The organism is Sphingopyxis witflariensis (assembly GCF_002205635.1).
GTDB lineage: Bacteria > Pseudomonadota > Alphaproteobacteria > Sphingomonadales > Sphingomonadaceae > Sphingopyxis > Sphingopyxis witflariensis.
This window is the reverse complement of the sequence record NZ_NISJ01000023.1, coordinates 1-13,898: the sequence shown is the minus strand read 5'-3', so window position 1 is coordinate 13,898 and position 13,898 is coordinate 1. Positions and strand designations below refer to the sequence as shown.

The 13,898-nt window shown below is 65.8% G+C and carries 16 protein-coding genes and 1 pseudogene; 14 read left to right on the top strand and 3 right to left on the bottom strand.

The features are described 5' to 3' along the window. Positions 1 to 201: 201 nt before the first annotated feature. Positions 202 to 1,029, bottom strand: a pseudogene (locus CDQ91_RS20625) (cation diffusion facilitator family transporter); the annotation flags it as partial. Between the two features lie 426 nt (positions 1,030 to 1,455). Between CDQ91_RS20625 and CDQ91_RS20615 the strand changes: the two are divergent. Beyond that, a complete protein-coding gene (locus CDQ91_RS20615) occupies positions 1,456 to 1,788 on the top strand; it encodes a four-helix bundle copper-binding protein (RefSeq protein WP_088474575.1) in 333 nt (110 codons plus the stop codon). 39 nt (positions 1,789 to 1,827) lie between these two features. Here the strand turns inward: CDQ91_RS20615 and copD are convergent, their stop codons facing one another. Both copD and copC read right to left on the bottom strand, forming a co-directional pair. Beyond that, positions 1,828 to 2,757, bottom strand: a complete 930-nt coding sequence (gene copD, locus CDQ91_RS20610; RefSeq protein ID WP_088474574.1) for a copper homeostasis membrane protein CopD — start codon at positions 2,755 to 2,757, stop codon at positions 1,828 to 1,830. A 1-nt stretch (position 2,758) separates the two neighbouring features. Next, positions 2,759 to 3,133 carry a copper homeostasis periplasmic binding protein CopC gene (gene copC / locus CDQ91_RS20605; protein ID WP_088474573.1) on the bottom strand — a complete coding sequence of 125 codons (375 nt, stop codon included), beginning with the start codon at positions 3,131 to 3,133 and terminating at the stop codon, positions 2,759 to 2,761. A 124-nt stretch (positions 3,134 to 3,257) separates the two neighbouring features. On the opposite strand from copC, the gene CDQ91_RS20600 reads away from it, so the two are divergent. The 13 genes from CDQ91_RS20600 to CDQ91_RS20540 all read left to right on the top strand — a co-directional run bounded on the left by CDQ91_RS20600 (position 3,258) and on the right by CDQ91_RS20540 (position 13,722). Further along, positions 3,258 to 3,524: a hypothetical protein gene (locus CDQ91_RS20600; RefSeq protein WP_088474580.1), complete on the top strand. Its 267-nt coding sequence runs from the start codon at positions 3,258 to 3,260 to the stop codon at positions 3,522 to 3,524. 14 nt (positions 3,525 to 3,538) lie between these two features. Next, positions 3,539 to 3,961, top strand: coding sequence for a periplasmic heavy metal sensor (locus CDQ91_RS20595; protein WP_419722580.1), 423 nt, complete (start codon positions 3,539 to 3,541; stop codon positions 3,959 to 3,961). Further along, the gene (locus tag CDQ91_RS20590) at positions 3,958 to 4,527 is read left to right on the top strand and encodes an RNA polymerase sigma factor (protein ID WP_088474571.1); all 570 of its coding nucleotides are present in this window, start codon (positions 3,958 to 3,960) and stop codon (positions 4,525 to 4,527) included. Before CDQ91_RS20595 ends, CDQ91_RS20590 begins: the two co-directional genes overlap by 4 nt. Before the next feature lie 65 nt (positions 4,528 to 4,592). Further along, on the top strand, positions 4,593 to 6,575 hold the full coding sequence (locus tag CDQ91_RS20585) for a copper resistance system multicopper oxidase (protein WP_088474570.1): 1,983 nt from the start codon (positions 4,593 to 4,595) through the stop codon (positions 6,573 to 6,575). Continuing rightward, complete coding sequence (locus CDQ91_RS20580) at positions 6,572 to 7,756, top strand: copper resistance protein B (RefSeq protein ID WP_088474569.1); 1,185 nt, start codon at positions 6,572 to 6,574, stop codon at positions 7,754 to 7,756. The genes CDQ91_RS20585 and CDQ91_RS20580 overlap by 4 nt, the downstream gene beginning before the upstream one ends. 19 nt (positions 7,757 to 7,775) lie before the next feature. After that, positions 7,776 to 8,168, top strand: coding sequence for a DUF305 domain-containing protein (locus CDQ91_RS20575; RefSeq protein WP_164499284.1), 393 nt, complete (start codon positions 7,776 to 7,778; stop codon positions 8,166 to 8,168). A 51-nt stretch (positions 8,169 to 8,219) separates the two neighbouring features. Beyond that, complete coding sequence (locus CDQ91_RS20570) at positions 8,220 to 8,666, top strand: DUF411 domain-containing protein (RefSeq protein WP_088474568.1); 447 nt, start codon at positions 8,220 to 8,222, stop codon at positions 8,664 to 8,666. Between the two features lie 136 nt (positions 8,667 to 8,802). After that, positions 8,803 to 9,225 (top strand): heavy metal-responsive transcriptional regulator, encoded by a 423-nt coding sequence (locus tag CDQ91_RS20565; RefSeq protein ID WP_088474567.1) that lies wholly within the window; start codon positions 8,803 to 8,805, stop codon positions 9,223 to 9,225. Between the two features lie 102 nt (positions 9,226 to 9,327). Then, positions 9,328 to 9,549 carry a hypothetical protein gene (locus CDQ91_RS20560; protein ID WP_088474566.1) on the top strand — a complete coding sequence of 74 codons (222 nt, stop codon included), beginning with the start codon at positions 9,328 to 9,330 and terminating at the stop codon, positions 9,547 to 9,549. A gap of 68 nt (positions 9,550 to 9,617) precedes the next feature. After that, entirely contained in the window at positions 9,618 to 10,091 is a 474-nt protein-coding gene (locus CDQ91_RS20555; protein ID WP_144036844.1) for a hypothetical protein, read from the top strand. 372 nt (positions 10,092 to 10,463) lie between these two features. Beyond that, entirely contained in the window at positions 10,464 to 12,221 is a 1,758-nt protein-coding gene (locus tag CDQ91_RS20550; protein WP_237246094.1) for an FAD-binding oxidoreductase, read from the top strand. After that, positions 12,221 to 12,952 (top strand): hypothetical protein, encoded by a 732-nt coding sequence (locus CDQ91_RS20545; protein ID WP_088474564.1) that lies wholly within the window; start codon positions 12,221 to 12,223, stop codon positions 12,950 to 12,952. The genes CDQ91_RS20550 and CDQ91_RS20545 overlap by 1 nt, the downstream gene beginning before the upstream one ends. Next, a complete protein-coding gene (locus tag CDQ91_RS20540; protein WP_088474563.1) occupies positions 12,949 to 13,722 on the top strand; it encodes a cytochrome c3 family protein in 774 nt (257 codons plus the stop codon). Before CDQ91_RS20545 ends, CDQ91_RS20540 begins: the two co-directional genes overlap by 4 nt. Positions 13,723 to 13,898: the final 176 nt, after the last annotated feature.

Sequence of the window (13,898 nt, the reverse complement as noted above, 5' to 3'; positions counted from 1 at the left end):
GCACAACCTCCGCTTCACGCAGCTTGCCAATAATCTCTTCCGGGCGATGCTTCTTGCTCGGCATTCATAATCTCCTTCGTAATCCAAAATATCATCAATTTTGGACCACTCAGAAGGGGGCAGATCAACCGGCCCGGGCTCACGCCGCATTATGTCGATCGCCGCCGCCCCCTCTTCGGCCGCAAGACAGCGTTCCTCGATCTGTGTGGTCGAGAAGTAGATCTTGAAGCGGTCGCGCAGGAGCGCGTTCACGTCTCGCAGGACGCGCTCCGCCTCTGCCATGTCGCGCACGCAGACGTGGCTCGCGAAGACATTGACCCCCGAGGTCAGGCTCCATGCATGAACGTGGTGGATGTCGGTGACGCCTTCCACGCCACGAATGGCGGCGATGGCAGCATTGAGGTCCAGATCTTCAGGCGTGCCTTGCAGGAGGATGTGGAGCGCGTCCCTGGTAATCCCCCATGAGGCCCACAGAAGCACCACTCCGAACGCCATTCCAAGCAGCGGGTCGATCGCCAGGAACCCGGTGAAGCGGATCACCAAGGCCGATACGATGATCAGGAAGCTGCCGACGAAGGTCTGGAGAATGTGCCAGAAGGCCCCGCGGAGATTCAAGTTGCCCTTCTGACGTTCGTAGAGCAGCCAAAGTGCGACCAGTTCCGTGGCGATGCCCCCTGCGGCAGCGATCAACATGGGCGTCGTCGGCAGATCGATCGGCTCCATCAGCCGCATCGCGCCCATCCAGAAGACAAAGAGGGCCATGATCGCGAGGAACAGGCCATTGAAGAGGGCGCCCAGTATCTCCGCGCGGACATAGCCGAATGTCCGGGCGGGGCTGGATTTGCGCTCCCCGAGCCGAGTCGCGACCAGGGCGATGAGGATACCGCCGACCGCCGAAAAAGTGTGGAAAGCGTCGGAGGTGACCGCGACGGAGCCCGTCCAGAGACCGATCCCCAGCTCGATCACGAAGTACACGCCGGTGAGCCAGCCGGAAATAACCAGCGCGCGTTTGTCGGTAGTCGCAGGCATGTGCCCCGAATGACCGGAACCATCGCTCCTGGACCCGCTGCGCTCACCGTCGGTCATGACTCTGCACCCTCATTCATTTGTGCTGCAGAACGCATACAGGCCCGGTGCACTTATGATCGCGAGGCGGGCCCGTGCGGATCACCGCACAATCCTTTTACGCGCCCGTCCGCCGAAGCCCTCAGACAAATGGGGCTTTATGCGTCACCGCGAAGCCGGCCTTCTCGATGGCCTGCTTGAGATGCTGTACATCGGCCGTCGAGCTTACCGAAACGGTCTTGCTCGCCAAATCGACGTTGCGAAAGAACAGGGGTTGACCCTGGACTATGGTCCGAGCCGCAAGAGCGGTGAGGCCCCCGACGCCCGCGAGGGATGCCGCCAACAATCGCGTATCTAGGAAGGGAGCGGGGCTGCACGGAAGGAAAGACAATGCATCAGATCGACTCCGAGATGAAGGCGTGCATGGACGCCTGCCACGAATGCCGCATTACCTGCCTTCACATGGCAATGAATCACTGCCTCGAGGCGGGGGGACGGCACGCCGAGCCTCAGCATATGAAGCTGATGCTGGATTGTGCTCAGATTTGCAGTGTTGCGATCGACTTCATGGCGCGCAAGTCAGAGCACCACGCCCATATCTGCCGCGAGTGCGCCGAGATTTGCCGGGCGTGCGCGGCGAGCTGCGAACAGCTCGACGGTATGGAGGATTGCGTCGCTGCGTGCCGGCGGTGCGCCGATGCCTGCGACAGGGTGGCGGCCTAACAAGCAGCGTGCGGGCGGCGGTCGCTGCCCGCACCAACCTCACATCGCCGAGGCCGGCGGTTCGAGCGTTCCTAGCCACGCCACCAATCCTAGGATCGTGACGACGCAGGCAGTCTCGACCGCCAAGCTGGCGCGTAGCGCGCCGAGCGCGCCGCGATGGTCGTCCGCCGCGATCGACGCCTCGAACGCTGGCGTCAGCCGGAAGCGGTTGAGCGAGGCCAGCCCCAGCATGGCGACGAACAGCGCCAGCTTGGCGAGCAGCAGCCGGCCGTAGATCGTCGTGCCCAGCGATCCGAGATTGCCGATCCCGACCAGCAGCCAGCCATTGACGAGCCCGGTGACGACGATCGTGCCCACCACGAGCGTGCCGATCGTGCCGAACCCGTGCAGCGCGCGGTGCGTCAGGCCGAGATGCGCGGCATCGACCCGCGCGGCCGGTCGCGAGACGAGGAGGATCAGCCCGAGCAGGGCGCCGACCCACACGCCGGCAGCGATCAGGTGGAGAATGTCGGCGATGAGGTGGAGCCACCCCGTTGCGCCTTCATCCATCGCGCCGTGCCCCGTCCATGCGAGCGACGCCAGCGCGACGCCGGAGGCTAGCGCGACGAATGCCAGCCAGGGTCCGCGGCCCGCTGCGAACATGGCCGCGATCGCCGCAAGAAAGAGCGCGGCCATGCGCACCATCCATGCCGTGCCGACGGCAGACTCGGTGAGCAGCGTTCCGATCGTCGCTTGATCGATTGGCCAGAGCGGCGTCCCGGCCATCGCGGACGCCATCAGCGCGAGCGAGCAGAGCGAGAGCAGCAGGGCGAGGCCGCCGCTGACGACCAACCAGGGGCGCAGCGCGACCGCGCTGTCGCGCTCGCCAGCTCGGAGCCCGTAGAGGCTGAACGCCGACAGGCCGAACAGGCCCGTCAGCACCCCGTAGAGCGCGAAGCGGACGCCGATCAGCGGCCAGTCGGCCTCCACCTTACTTCACCGTGAAGGCGTAGTTCCCGACGATCCGGTGCGTGTCGGCCGAGACGACGTGCCAGGCGAGGCTGTAGCGCCCCGCGCCGAGCGGCGCCCTGGGGCGAACGATCAGCGTGCGGCCGTCGGCGGCCACCGCCGAGGTGGCCGCGACCTTTATCGGTGCATGATTCATGCCTTTCATGCCGGTCATCATCAGGTCTGCCCCGGAGAGTTTCGGCATCAGCCTCTCACTGAAATGGAGTTCGAGGCGGGCGGGCTTCGCCACAACCGCGTTGGGAGCGGGGCTGGCAGAGACCAGCTTGGGGTGCGCTTCAGCCACGCCTGCGAACAGGACCAAGGCAGCGGCGGCGGGAAGGAGGGACAAGCGACGCATAGTGGTGTCTCCGGAACATGGAACCCACCTTCAATACGTGGCGCGGCCAACTATCCCTCACCACCTCGCATGAGGGGCGATGGGCAGTTTCGCGTAACCTATGTAAGAGAGTGGAGTGACCGGCATGGAGAACATCGACGAAGCGCTGCGCAGGCTCGCCCTCGCCCCGGTGCCAGCGGGGCTTGAGGACCGCGTGCTCGCCCGGATCGCGGCGCAGCCGGCCGCGCGCACCGGCTTAGGATTGGGAGCGCTTACTATCACGGGTGCACTCGTCATGGGCATGATCGGGGCCGGAGTTCCGGGGCGGCCGGCTGCCGCCATGTCGCCCCTTGCGCCGCTTGGGCTTCAATCTCCGTTCGCACCCTCGACCTTGCTGGCGGGCGTGCCGTGAGGACCAACGTCCGCATGATCCTATGCGTGGTCGCCTGCCTCGTCGCAGCCGTCGCGGGTGTTTTCATCGGCCGCTCACTTTTCCCCGCACCGGCCCAGCCTGGCGCTGAGCTGCACGACGTCCTTCACCACAGACTGAAACTCGACACCGTCCAGGAGGCGAAGCTTGAAGCCTTGGAGGCGCGCTTCGCGGTGCAGCGCCGCGCGCTTGAGCTTGAGTTGAGGGCCGACAACGCGCGGCTTGCCGACGCGATCCAGGCCGAGCACGGCAACGGCCCGCGCGTCGCCGCGGCGGTCGACCGGAGCCATGCTTCGATGGGCGAGTTGCAAAAGGCGACGCTGGCGCACATCTTCGCCATGCGGCAGCTTCTTCGTCCCAATCAGACCGCGCAGTTCGATCAGGCGGTGGTGAAGGCGCTCACCGACGATCAGCGGTGAGCCTCGACTGGACGGCGCTTTCCGATGGCGAGCTTGCTGCGCTTAGCATCGCGGGCCGGCAGGCAGCCTTCGCCGAGATCCTGCGCCGCCACGGGCAGGCCGTGTTTCGCTTGATCCGCGGCTATATCGGTGATGCCGACGAAGCATTGGACCTGGCACAGGACACGTTCGTCGCCGCGCATCAGGCGCTCCGCCGCTACGACGCGGCGCGCCCCATGCGGACATGGCTTTCGGCGATCGCCCTGAACAAGTGTCGGGACTGGGGGAGGAAGCGGACGGTGCGCCGCGTTCTGTCGTTCGCCAGGCCGATCGACGCCCGGGCGGAGGCTGTGCCCGAAGACAGCGTGGGGATCGAGGCCGCCGCGGCCGATCGCGAGGAGCTCGACCGCGTGACGCGCGCGATCGCCGAGCTGCCGGCGGCGTTGAAGGAGTCCTTGATCCTTCGCACCATCGAGGGCTTGAGCCAGGCCGAGACGGCGGCCTTGTTGTCGATCAGCGAGAAAGCGGTCGAGACCCGCCTCTATCGCGCGCGCGCGAAGCTCCTCGAAAAATTGAATGGAGGGTGAGGGATAGAGCCGGCGTCCCCGTATCATTCCGAACGGACCTTTGCATTCGACAGGATCAGGAACCAATGAGCCGCACTCTCGACCGTCGCCAACTCTTGCGCGGGGCCGCCGTCGCCGGTGGAGGGCTGGCCTTTTCGGCCTATATTCCCGCCTGGGCGCAGCCCGTCTCGGGCGGCATCGTCAAGCCGCTCCCCACGCTCAGCGGCACCGACATCGCGCTCACCATCAACAGCTTCACGCTGCCGGTCGACGGCAAGCCGACGCCGGCGATCGGGGTCAACGGCACCGTGCCCGCACCGCTTCTGCGCTTGAAGGAGGGGCAGAAGGTCCGCCTTGCCGTTTCCAACGCGCTCGACGTCGAGAGTTCGATCCACTGGCACGGCTTGTTGGTGCCCTTCCCGATGGACGGGGTGCCGGGGATCAGCTTTCCCGGCATCAAGGCCAAGTCCAGCTTCCTCTACGAGTTCCCGATCATCCAGTCGGGCACCTACTGGTATCACAGCCATTCGGGCGCGCAGGAGCAAGAGGGCCTTTACGGTCCGATCGTGATCGACCCGGCAGGCCCCGATCCCGTCGCCTACGACCGCGAGCATGTGATCGTGCTGGCCGACCATAGCCCGCTGCGCGGGGAGACCATTTTCCGCAAATTGAAGCAGGAGGCGGGCTACTTCAACTACCAGCGTCAGACCCTGGCGGGGCTCCTGGCCGGCCGCGACCAGACGCTCAAAGAGCGGCTCGAATGGGGCAAGATGCGGATGGATCCGACCGATCTGTCCGACGTGACGGGCTCGACCTACACCTACATCATCAACGGCTTCGGCCCGATCGACAACTGGACCGCGCTGTTTACCCCCGGCGAGCGGGTGCGGCTGCGCTTCATCAACGCCGCTGCTCAGACGAATTTCAACGTCCGCATCCCGGGCCTGCCGATGACCGTCGTGCAGGCGGACGGGCAGAACGTCCAGCCGGTGACGACCGACGAGTTCCAGATCGCGGTTGCCGAGACCTACGACGTGATCGTGACGCCCGAGGATCGCGCTTACACGCTTGTCGGCGAGGCGATCGACCGCTCGGGCTTGGCGCGGGCCACGCTCGCACCGCGCGCCGGCATGAGCGCGCCCGTGCCTCCACTCCGTCCGCGCCCGATCACCACCATGAAGGACATGGGGATGGGTGACATGGGCGGCATGGACATGAAGAATCCGACCGCGACACGCGGAGCCGACCCGACCGCTGAGCAGAACCGCTCGGCGGGGCTCGCCCAGGCGACCGGGTGGACCGGCGCCGCGGCAGCGATGACCGCGCCCGCGAGCGGCGGCAGCGGCATGGCAGCGATGCCCGACATGGCCGCCCAGGGGGGCGCCGCATCGCCAGGCATGGCGATGGGCAGCGGCATGGCGGGCATGGACCACAGCCAAATGCCCGGAATGGACCACAGCCAGGTGGCTGGCATGTCGGGGCACGGCTCAGGCGACATGGGCGGCATGGATATGTCGATGCGCAACCCGAAGAATGCACCGGGCGTGAAGATGGGACCCGGCGTGCAGACTATCTCGCCGATGCCGACCGACCGCACCGGCGAACGCCCGCAGGGGCTCGAGACTGTCGATCACCGTGTCCTCACCTATCGCGACCTTATGGCGCTCACCCCCAATCCGGACGTGCGGGCGCCGAGCCGATCACTCGACATCCATCTGACCGGCAACATGGAGCGCTATATGTGGTCGTTCGACGGAGTGAAGCTGAGCGACCCTGCCGACCCGATCCCGTTCCGCAACGGCGAACGGGTGCGGGTAAACCTCATCAACGACACGATGATGCCCCACCCGATCCACCTTCACGGGCATTTCTTCGAGCTGGTGACGGGCCACGGCGACCACGCGCCCCGCAAGCATACGGTCAATGTCGCGCCGGGAGGCAAGGTGACGTTCGACGTCACCGCCGACGCGCCCGGCGATTGGGCGTTCCACTGCCACAACCTGTTCCACATGACCGCGGGCATGATGCGCGTCGTGACGGTCAGGCCGCTTGAAGGAGAGGCGGCATGACGCGCGCGCGTTCGGCGCTCGCCGCCAGTGCCCTGCTCGCCTTCGCCGCCCCGGCGGTTGCGCAGGATCATTCGATGCACAACATGCCCGGCATGACGATGCCCGCGCCGGCGGCGAAGAATAAGCCGGCAGCCAAGCCCGCTGCGAAGCCCAAGGACGGAGCGAGGACGGCGGAGCCGAAAGCCGCACCGGCAAAAGCTGCTCCCGCGAAGGACGCTCCGGCGTCGATGGAGGGCATGGACCACGGGGCGATGCAGGGGATGGATCATTCGGCTATGCCCGGCATGGACCATTCGGCGATGCCGGGGATGACTACGCCTGCCCAGGGTCAGCAGGGCGCGCAGCCGATGCCAGGGATGCAGATGCCCGCCGACGAGCACAGCGGCCACGACATGCCAGGCATGTCGATGGAAGGCGTGGCGCAGACCGGGACAGCCCTTCCCCCCGGGAACGCACCGGCGCCGCCGATCCCGACCGATCACGCCGCCGACCGCGTGTTCGGACCGCAGGAGATGATGGATGCCCGGCACCATCTCGCCCAGCACGGCGGCCAGACCTTCTACCAGGTCCTGCTCAACGTCGCCGAATACCAGATCCACAGCGGCCGCGACGGCTACAGGTGGGACGGCGAGGCTTGGTATGGTGGCGACATCAACCGCCTTTGGCTGAAGAGCGAGGGTGAGGGTGAGTTTCGCCGAGGGCTCGACAGCGCGGAGGTGCAGGCGCTCTACAGCCACGCGATCGACCCCTATTTCAACCTTCAGGGCGGCGTCCGCCAAGACTTCGGCCGCGGGCCGAAACGAACCTACGCGACGGTCGGGATAGAAGGTCTGGCGCCGGGGTTTTTCGAGGTGGAAGGCGCTCTGTTCCTGTCCAACAAGGGAGACGTGCTCGGGCGCGTCGAGGGCTATTACGATCAGCGCATCACCCAGCGTCTGATCCTTCAACCCCGGGCCGAGTTTAATCTTTCGGCGCAGGATGTGCCCGAGACTGACACCGGCTCCGGTCTGGTCGATGTGGAGGTGGGGCTGAGGCTCCGTTACGACGTTGCCCGCGAATTCGCGCCCTATGTCGGCGTCTCTTACCTGCGAAAGACGGGCGACACCGCCCGTTTCGCGCGCGCCGCCGGCGAGGACGTTCACGCCACCAGCTTCGTGATCGGCGTGAGAACCTGGTTCTGAACAGCAACGGGAGAAGACCATGAAGATGTTGAGTTTCGTCGCCGCGGCGGCCTTGCTGGCTACGCCCGCGCTCGCCCAGCAAGGCGGGATGCCGGGGATGGAGCATGGCAACATGCCCGGCATGGACCATGACGACATGATGAAGAAGATGATGGCCGGCAACCCCTACGGCCACGCCGAAATGGACATGCATCAGAAGATGATGGCCGCCAAGCAGGGCGACGCGGCCGAGATGTGGACCCGTAAGATGATCGAACATCACCGCGGCGCCGTTGCCATGTCGCGAGTCGCGCTGCGCGAAGCCAAGGACCCCGAGACGCGCCGTATGGCCCAGATGACGATCACCAAACAGGAGCGCGAGATCGCCGAGTTGCAGGGCTGGCTCGGGAAGAAGGGAAAGCGCGCGCAGTAGCCCCGCCCCACTTATTCCGAGGGCGGCGGCCCCCCTTTTCAGGAGGCAGACATGAGAACATCCATTCGAGGCGCTTTGTCGGCGCTCTTGCTGCTGGTCCCGGCGTCGGCCCTGGCCGCGGCCGATATCGCGATGTACCGCGATCCGGGGTGCGGGTGCTGTGAGAAATGGGCGGCCCAGGTGCGGCAGCAGTTCGACCGCAAGGTGCGGATCATCGACGACCCCAACCGCGCCGCTCTCCAGCGCCAGGTCGGCGTGCCGGCCAATCTGAGCTCGTGCCACACCGCCATCATCGATGGCATGGCATTCGAGGGGCATGTCCCCATCGCCGACATGAAGCGCGTGCTCGCGCAGCACCCGAAGGGCGTCCGCGGGCTGGCAGTTGCGGGAATGCCGATCGGCTCCCCCGGCATGGAGGTCGCAGGCGTGAAGCCCCAGCCCTACAACGTCATCGCGTTCGGCCCAGGTGGGCGACGTCTCTACGCGCATCACCGGTGAGCACGACCAGACCGGCAAGTGCGGCCGCAATTCGAACAATGAGGTGGCGAGCCTTCGACTTTCGAGCCGGGCTCCAAAGAAAAGGGTTGACCTTGGACTATGGTCCAAGCCGCAAGAGTGGTGCCGGAGGTAGGTCATGACCGGCATCACTATCGGCGCATTCGCGAAAGCGGTAGGAGTCCGGACAGACACGATCCGCTATTATGAGCGGGACGGGCTTCTCCCTCCCCCGGCACGCACGGCCGCAGGTTATCGACTGTATGATGATTCCGACCTCGAGCGCGTCCGTTTCATCCGAAAGGCGCAGGGGCTCGGTTTCACGCTGAGCGAGATCGCGGCGCTACTGGCGCTGCGCGCGTCGGACACCGCCCGCGCCGCCGATGTTCTCGACGTCACCGAACGCAAGATCGCGGAATCTATCGCGCGGATCAGCGAACTAAGCCGCATCAGCGCTGCGCTCAAGCAGCTCGCCGAGCAATGTCCGGTAGAGGCTCCGGTGACGGACTGCCCGATCTTAGCGCACCTCGCCAACACCAGCACCGCGCCGAGCAAGGTCTAGTCGTGAGCACCGCCTTCCCGACGATTTTCAAGACAACAGAACGGGCGCGGCCCGCACGGGAGAATGCCGGGGCAATCATCTGAACAGAGGAAGGACATGACAATGAAGCGACTTCTCATAGCAGCCACACTCCCGATCATCGGGCTGGCGGGATGCGCCACCACGCGCGAGGCGACCGCCGAGCAGCGCGCGAGCTGCGAGCGCATGGAACAGGATATGGGGCTCCGCACCACCCACGATCACGCCGCGATGAAGGGGATGGGAATGAACCCGATGAACCTCAGTCACGAGCGCTGCCAGCAGATCCTGGCCCAACCCCAATAGACGAATGGCTACCGTTCGCCGGGCTTTCCGAGAGCCCGGCGAATAGTGGCCTGACGAAGGACAGAGACATGAGCAATCGAACGACACCTTTATGGAAATCCGCCCTAGTGCCGACTGCGGCGATCCTTGCCGGATTGAGTGTTTCCGCCTGCGGGGGAGCCGACACCAGCACTGCAAACACCGCCGCGGCCGATAATGTCGCGCTGCCGATCGACGAGAGCGCGGCGCGCGACGATGCTGGCGTGGCGGCCGAAATGCACAACCAGATGTCGGGCCAGGCCGGCAACCAGACGGACGCCGCCGCAATGCCGATGGGCGACGACCAGATGGGTGCTGGCGGCATGGGCAACGGTCAGATGGGCGGGATGATGGACGACATGCCGATGGGCGGCGGGAACATGGCCGCGAGCAAGGGCGGCATGGGCGATCACCACATGGGCATGAGCGGCAACATGAGCGGCGGGAACATGAACAAGTCGGGGACAGCGAAGCCAGCGCCGATGCCCAAGGACAAGCCGATGCCGATGCAGGACGATATGTAGGTAGCGGGTCGGCTCGATTGGGCGATCCCTCACATGACGCGTTTCAAGAGACCGATTTGGATGGCGGGCAGCGCTGTTGCTTTAGTCGCTGCTTGCCTGGGATGGACGGCGCGTGCGCAAGCCCCCAGCGAGCACGCAGGTCACCACCCCGCCGGCGTCGCCGACGTAGCGGCTCCCCCCAGCCCTGCGTCGGCGGCGCCGCGCTCAATCTCCGCGTCGGCTTCCTCGACGGCCTCGGCGGGCGCGGACGAGCACGCAAGTCATCATCCAGGCGGTTCGCCCGCCCCTGACTCAGCCGCCCTAGCAGGAGCGGGCATGGCGGGGATGGCGGGCAGCTCCGCGGGTTCAGCCCCAGGAGGGCAAGCCTCTTCGATGATGGCGATGATGCGCAACTGTTGCGGCCAGGGCGCTCGTACTCCGCTGTTCGCGGCGTTGATGCGGCTGCCGGGAATGCCGGCCGAGCAGCGTCAGCAAGTCGCCGCTCAGGCCCATGACCGGCTGAATCAGGGGCTCGCGCTTCTTAGCCAGGGCGCACGCGATGCCCGCCGCGCCTCGACCCCGCAGGCGATGAGCGAGGCGGGCGAACGCGCCCGTGACGGGCTTTCCCTGTTCGACAGCGGAGCGGCCGCCCACGCGGCGCTTTCCGGCCAGGGCAACCCTCAGATTGTCGCGCTCAACTGGTTTCGTGACGAACTCAGCCTGCCCAATCAATCCGGCCAGCACGGCGGGAGCCTGTTCGGGCTGACGCCGCAACACCTGCTGTTGATGACGATGCTGGTCCTTGTGTCCGGCGGTCTGCTCCTCCTGCAACTTCTCCGGCTTCGTCGGGTGCGCGAGTTGATGAGCGCGGGCATCCCGGCCGTCGCGGGCGCCGCGTCGGCGCGAGTATCCTCCCCTCCTTCCGCGGCGCCCGCTCCGCCACCTCTACAGCCCACCCCGACCCCCGGGACGGTGACGTCGGGCCTTCCTCTGAGCAATTCGGCAGCACCGGGCGGCACAGCGCTGAGACGTCCGAGAACCTGGGCCGGCGAGCTTCGGGTTGCGCAGATCATCCGCGAGACGCCCACGATCGAGACGTTTCGCCTTGTCGAGCCATCGGCCGACCGCCTCCCGTTCGACTTCCTGCCCGGCCAATTCTTGCAGGTCGAGGTAGAGCCCGAAGCCGGAAAGCCAGTGCGGCGGTCATATACGATCGCCTCCTCCCCGACGCAGCGCGCTTATGTCGAGCTGACCGTCAAGCGGGAGGAGCAAGGCGTCGTTTCGCGCTACCTGCACGACAACGTGAAGGTTGGCGACCGGATCAAGATGTCGGGCCCATTCGGCACCTTTACCTTCACCGGGTCCGATGCGGAAAGCATCGTGCTGATCGCCGGCGGCGTCGGGATCACGCCGATGATGTCGGTGCTTCGCTACCTCACCGACACCGCTTGGCCGGGCGAGATCTTCTTCGTTTACGGCGCGCGATCGACCGACGAGTTCGTTTTTCGCTGGGAGCTCGAGCAGCTCGAGCGCCGCCATGAGAGGCTGCACGTCTTCGCGACGATGCAGCGGACGCCCGGAACCGTGTGGCTTGGTCCCGAAGGGCTGCTTACCAAGGAGATGCTGCAGGCGGCCGTGCCCGACATCGTGCATCGCCGGGTCCATCTTTGTGGCCCGCCGCCGATGATGACGGCGGTGAAGCGGCTGCTGACCGAGCTCGGCGTTCCGGAAGCGCAAATCCATAGCGAGGCCTTTGGTCCGGCTTCGCTCCCGCTCGATGACGCGCCGGAGGCCGTGGCCAGCGCGGAGCCGGCGACCGTCGCGAGCTCCGCCGGAACGGTTCCATCCGCCGCTCCACCATCGCCGCCGCAGCAGGCTCAGATCGCCCCTACCACCCTGACCTTTTCCATTTCTGGCGTGTCGGCAGCCTTGCCAGCCGATCAGACGGTGCTCGAAGCGGCGGAGGGAGCGGGCGTGGAGATCCCGTTCGTCTGCCGGATCGGAGAGTGTGGGGTCTGCGTCACGCATTTGCTTCAGGGTGAGGTGACGATGGCCGTCGAAACCGGCCTCGACCCCGCCGACAAAGCCCAGGGGTATGTGCTCGCCTGCCAAGCCAAAGGCACTGGCGTCCCCCTCGTGGTAGAGGCTTGATGCGCGAGCGCGGCGGTATCGTCGTCGGCGCGCTCGTCGTCGTCCTCACCCTTTTCCCGCTCGGCTTCTTCCTTCACTCTTCTCCGCGCTTTCCGGGGAGCCTGGCCGGCAGCCTGATCGGCATCGCTGCCGCGCTGCTGATGCTTGTGCCGCTCACTTATGTCGCGGTGAAGCGCATCCCCTTCATCAACAGGCGCGCCAAGCCCCATGTCGAGACGCGAACCCTGCTCTCGCTGCACATCTACGCCGGGGTCGTGGCGCCGATCCTTGGGCTGATTCATGCCGCGCACAAGTTCAACAGCCCGCTCGGCGTCTCGCTCACCGGGATCATGCTCGTCCTCGTCATCAGCGGGTTTTTCGGCCGCTATCTACTCACACAGCTCGCCAGAGCGTTGCGCGGGCGCCAGTCCGAACTGGCGGCCTTGAAGCTTTCCTTCCTCAATATCCAGCCCCCGCCTGTCGCCGAGGGGGCGTCGGCAGACTCGCGCGGGTTGCTCGCCAGAGCCCTCTTCCAGAAGGATGAGGTGCCCGCGGCGGCAGGGTCCGAGCGCGACGCAGAATCGCTCGCCGGTGCCGTCGCCGACGTCGAATACGCCGTCCGCGCTGAGGGTGCCGTCCAAAGCCTGTTCGGCCAGTGGCGCAAGGTTCATGTCACCCTGGCGGTGATCCTCTACACGCTGCTCGCGCTCCATATCTGGGCGGGCCTCTATTACGGCTTGCGCTGGCTTTGAAGCGGTCAACGATCCTCTTTGTCGTGTTCGCGGCCGCGGCGCTGCTGGTCGGCGTGGTCGTGCCTTACCTTGTGCATCGGTCCGGCAGCAGCGCCGTTCCCGGATGGGAAGGGCTGGTCGATCCCGGCCCCATCTCGAAAGCGCACCAGTTCATCGCCGGGAGCTGCGTATCCTGCCATACGCCACACGTCGGGGTGGACCCGCAGAAATGCATCGCCTGCCACGCCACCACGTCGTTCGGCGACAAGCAATCAACCCGCTTCCACGTGGATGCGAAGCGATGTGCGAGCTGCCATGTCGAGCATGACGGAGGCGTCAGCCTATCGCGGATGGACCACGACGCGCTCACCCTGGCGAAGTTCTGGAAAGTGCCCGCCCATGCCGCCTTCCGTGCCACTGCTAAGGGGCCGCCGCTAAAGGCTGGGGGAATGCCGCTCCCAACTCACCCCACCATCAATGGCGACCTAGCCCGGCTCGACTGCGCGAGCTGCCATTCCAACCGCGATCCTCACCAAGGGCTCTTCGGCTCTCAGTGCAGTAGCTGCCACGCGCTGACGACATGGCGGATCTCCGAGTTTCGCCACCCGGCGACGCGCTCGACTGAGTGCTCGCAATGTCATCTGCCGCCGCCAAGCCACAACATGATGCACTTCGAGATGGTCTCCCAGCGCGTCGCCGGCAAACGTGCGCGGGTCGAGCAGTGCTACGCCTGCCACACGACGGACGCCTGGAACAACATCAAAGGGGTTGGTTGGTATGTTCACCATTGATGCCACTGGCGATGGCCTCGCCGAACTCGTGAGACAGTGCTCGATCCCGTGATCTGCCCCCTTCTGAGTGGTCCAAAATTGATGATATTTTGGATTACGAAGGAGATTATGAATGCCGAGCAAGAAGCATCGCCCGGAAGAGATTATTGGCAAGCTGCGTGAAGCGGAGGTTGTGC

Coding starts and splice junctions, on each gene's coding strand:
- CDQ91_RS20585 (WP_088474570.1), top strand. CDS start 4,593: ATGAGCCGCACTCTCGACCGTCGCCAACTCTTGCGCGGGGCCGCCGTC.
- CDQ91_RS20600 (WP_088474580.1), top strand. CDS start 3,258: ATGGAGAACATCGACGAAGCGCTGCGCAGGCTCGCCCTCGCCCCGGTG.
- CDQ91_RS20575 (WP_164499284.1), top strand. CDS start 7,776: ATGAAGATGTTGAGTTTCGTCGCCGCGGCGGCCTTGCTGGCTACGCCC.
- CDQ91_RS20555 (WP_144036844.1), top strand. CDS start 9,618: ATGAGCAATCGAACGACACCTTTATGGAAATCCGCCCTAGTGCCGACT.
- CDQ91_RS20570 (WP_088474568.1), top strand. CDS start 8,220: ATGAGAACATCCATTCGAGGCGCTTTGTCGGCGCTCTTGCTGCTGGTC.
- CDQ91_RS20595 (WP_419722580.1), top strand. CDS start 3,539: ATGATCCTATGCGTGGTCGCCTGCCTCGTCGCAGCCGTCGCGGGTGTT.
- CDQ91_RS20560 (WP_088474566.1), top strand. CDS start 9,328: ATGAAGCGACTTCTCATAGCAGCCACACTCCCGATCATCGGGCTGGCG.
- CDQ91_RS20545 (WP_088474564.1), top strand. CDS start 12,221: ATGCGCGAGCGCGGCGGTATCGTCGTCGGCGCGCTCGTCGTCGTCCTC.
- copC (WP_088474573.1), bottom strand. CDS start 3,133: ATGCGTCGCTTGTCCCTCCTTCCCGCCGCCGCTGCCTTGGTCCTGTTC.
- CDQ91_RS20615 (WP_088474575.1), top strand. CDS start 1,456: ATGCATCAGATCGACTCCGAGATGAAGGCGTGCATGGACGCCTGCCAC.
- CDQ91_RS20550 (WP_237246094.1), top strand. CDS start 10,464: ATGATGGCGATGATGCGCAACTGTTGCGGCCAGGGCGCTCGTACTCCG.
- CDQ91_RS20565 (WP_088474567.1), top strand. CDS start 8,803: ATGACCGGCATCACTATCGGCGCATTCGCGAAAGCGGTAGGAGTCCGG.
- CDQ91_RS20580 (WP_088474569.1), top strand. CDS start 6,572: ATGACGCGCGCGCGTTCGGCGCTCGCCGCCAGTGCCCTGCTCGCCTTC.